Origin of the sequence: Arthrobacter sp. H41 (genome assembly GCF_000520535.1) — a bacterium.
In the GTDB taxonomy this organism is placed as follows: domain Bacteria; phylum Actinomycetota; class Actinomycetes; order Actinomycetales; family Micrococcaceae; genus Arthrobacter_D.
The window spans coordinates 1-2,816 of the sequence record NZ_KI914767.1 but is presented as its reverse complement, the minus strand read 5'-3'; the positions used below and the strand labels follow the sequence as shown (position 1 = coordinate 2,816).

Below are 2,816 nucleotides of genomic sequence, written 5' to 3'. Positions count from 1 at the left end.
CGGCCTGCGGCGACGGCCCGCACCGCGGGCCCCGCCAGCAGCACGTCTCCGGCGCTGTCCAGCCGGGCCACGAGCACCCTCGCGCTCACTGTCCATCCCTCCACAGGAGCGCGAGGGCACCCGCGAGGTCGGGGGCGACGAGCGCTGCTGCCTCGACTTCCTCGGGACGGGTCACTCCGGTGGGGACGAGCACGCCCCGGGCTCCGGCTGCCGCGGCGGCATCGACGTCGGCTCCGATATCACCGATCAGCGCCATGTCCGAGGGGTTGATGCCGAGCCTGTGGGAGGCGCTCAGGACCATCCCCGGTTCCGGCTTCCTGCAGGCGCATCCGTCTCCAGCACCGTGGGGACACACCTCCCAGACCTCGAACGGGCCGAGGAGTTCCTCCACCCGGGCATTGACGGCGTCCACCTGGCCGCGCGTGAGGAGACCGCGGGCGATGCCCGACTGGTTGGTCACCACACCGACGGGAACGCCGGCCTTCCGCAGCGCATCGAGCACCTGCCGCGCTCCCTCCACCTCCCGCACCAGCTCCGGGTCGCCGTTATAGGGCACATCGACCACAATGGTGCCGTCGCGGTCGAAGAGGACCGCCTTGGGCGCCGCAGCGGATCCGATGGGGAAAAGCGTCATACAAGCTTTAGTTCCCGAGAAGAAGCAGTGCTAAACACTCGAAGGCGAACTTCTTCTCCTCCTCCTCCTGCTTCTGCTTTCCCTCCTGCATCTGCTGATCCTTCGCCCCGGTCCCTCTTCCGGCCGCTGGGATGTCAACCGCCGGTGCACGTTCCCCGGGGTTGCCATGGACCGTAGCCGCTTCGGGTAACCCGCTGTAACGTGGAGAGTGTGAGCGTTGCACCTCAACCAACCGTTTCCCTTTCCGACCACTTCGCCCGGGACCTTCCGGAGCTGGCCCTCCCATGGAAGGCCGAGGAAGCTCCCGACCCGCAGCTGCTCGTGCTCAACGAGCCGCTCGCCGCGGAGTTGGACCTGGACCCCGCGTGGCTCCGAAGCCCCGACGGCCTCCGCATGCTGGTCGGCAACCTCGTCCCCAGCGGGGCCACTCCAGTGGCCCAGGCCTACGCCGGGCATCAGTTCGGCGGGTTTTCACCCCGCCTCGGCGACGGGCGCGCACTCCTGCTGGGCGAAGTTCCCCACGCCGACGGCCACCTTCGCGATATCCATCTCAAAGGCTCCGGCCGTACTCCGTTCGCGCGCGCGGGCGACGGTCTGGCCGCTGTGGGACCGATGCTGCGGGAATACGTTGTCAGCGAGGCGATGGAGGCTCTCGGCATACCCACGACGCGCTCCCTCGCGGTGGTGGCGACGGGGCAGACGGTACGCCGCGACACCCTGCTGCCGGGAGCGGTGCTCACCCGGGTCGCCGGCAGCCACCTGCGCGTCGGCAGTTTCCAATATGCCCGGGCCATGGACGACCCGGCCCTCCTCCGACGCCTCGCCGACCACGCCATCCGCCGTCACTACCCCGACGCCGCACAGGCCGGGAATCCGTACCTCGCCCTGTTCGAGGCGGTGGTCGGCGCCCAGGCCGCGCTGATCGCCCAGTGGATGCTCAACGGATTCATCCACGGGGTCATGAACACCGACAACATGACGATCTCGGGCGAGACCATCGACTACGGGCCGTGTGCCTTCCTCGAGGCCTTCGAGCCGGCCACCGTCTACAGCTCGATCGACTCCGGCGGGCGCTACGCCTACGGGAACCAGCCGGTGGTGGCGCAGTGGAACCTCGCCCGGCTCGCCGAGGCGCTCCTGCCCCTCTTCCACGAGGACCAGGACCAGGCGATTCCGCTGGCGATGGAGCCGCTCGATGCCTTCCCCCGGCAGTACAGTGCCGCCTGGTCGGCAGGTATGCGGAGGAAGTTGGGACTGACCCGTCTGCCCAGCCTGCCCGACAACCTCGACGACGACGTCGCCCAGCCTCTCGTGGACGAGCTGCTGACCCTGCTCCAGGCGGGAGGCGTCGACTACACCTCATTCTTCCGCGGCCTCGGCGGGGCCGCCCGCGGTGATGCCGGCGTCGTGCGGACCCTCTTCCCCGAGCCGTCGGCGTTCGACGCCTGGACGGAGCGCTGGCGCCTCCTGGGTCCGGACGCCGAGGCGATGGACCGCGTGAACCCCGTCTACATCCCGCGCAACCATCTTGTGGAGGAGGCCCTCGCCGCAGGTACCGAAGGCGACCTGCATCCGCTCGAAAGGCTCCTTGAGGCGGTGACGAGGCCTTACGACGAGCGCCCCGGACTGCAGCGTTACGCGGCTCCCGCACCGGAGGACTTCGGTACCTACCGGACCTACTGCGGAACCTGAGCTCCTGCCCCCCCTTCGTCGGCTTCGTCGGCCCCAGGTCTGGCAGGATGAAGGGATGGATTCGCTCGCCCGGCCCGCAGCGCCACCCCAGCCCGATGGACGACCCGAGCTGCTTGCCCTCCGTGCGCTGAAGCTGGGAGATCTCCTGGTGGCGCTCCCGGCGCTGCGGGGCCTCCGGAGGTCCTTCCCCGACCACCGGATCTACTACGCGGCGCAGTCCTGGCTCGCGCCGATCGTCGCCCTGACCGACAGCGTGGACGACCTGCTGCCCACCCACGGGCTCGACGACCCGCTGCCCATCGAAGCTGGTCGTGTGGACGTTGCCGTGAATCTCCACGGCAGCGGCGGCGAGAGCCGGCAGCGCCTTGAGGAGATCCGGCCGGCGAGGCGTCTCGGGCACCGCTCGCCGGGCTGGGACGGCCCCGAGTGGCGGCATGGGATCCATGAGCGCCAGCGGTGGGCGGACCTCGTCTCCTGGCACGGCATCCCC

3 protein-coding genes are annotated in these 2,816 nt (G+C 69.9%); 2 read left to right on the top strand and 1 reads right to left on the bottom strand.

Annotated features, from left to right (window positions below; all coding sequences use genetic code 11):
* Positions 1–85 precede the first annotated feature (85 nt).
* A complete protein-coding gene (locus Y705_RS0103185) occupies positions 86–634 on the bottom strand; it encodes a D-glycero-alpha-D-manno-heptose-1,7-bisphosphate 7-phosphatase (RefSeq protein WP_049822194.1) in 549 nt (182 codons plus the stop codon).
* A gap of 210 nt (positions 635–844) precedes the next feature.
* Here Y705_RS0103185 and Y705_RS0103175 point away from each other — a divergent pair, with 210 nt between their 5' ends.
* Together Y705_RS0103175 and Y705_RS16980 are read left to right on the top strand one after the other, a co-directional pair.
* Entirely contained in the window at positions 845–2,326 is a 1,482-nt protein-coding gene (locus Y705_RS0103175) for a protein adenylyltransferase SelO (RefSeq protein WP_026531806.1), read from the top strand.
* A 55-nt stretch (positions 2,327–2,381) separates the two neighbouring features.
* Positions 2,382–2,816, top strand: a 435-nt coding sequence (locus Y705_RS16980; protein WP_162149026.1) for a glycosyltransferase family 9 protein, incomplete at its 3' end; no start/stop codon positions are given.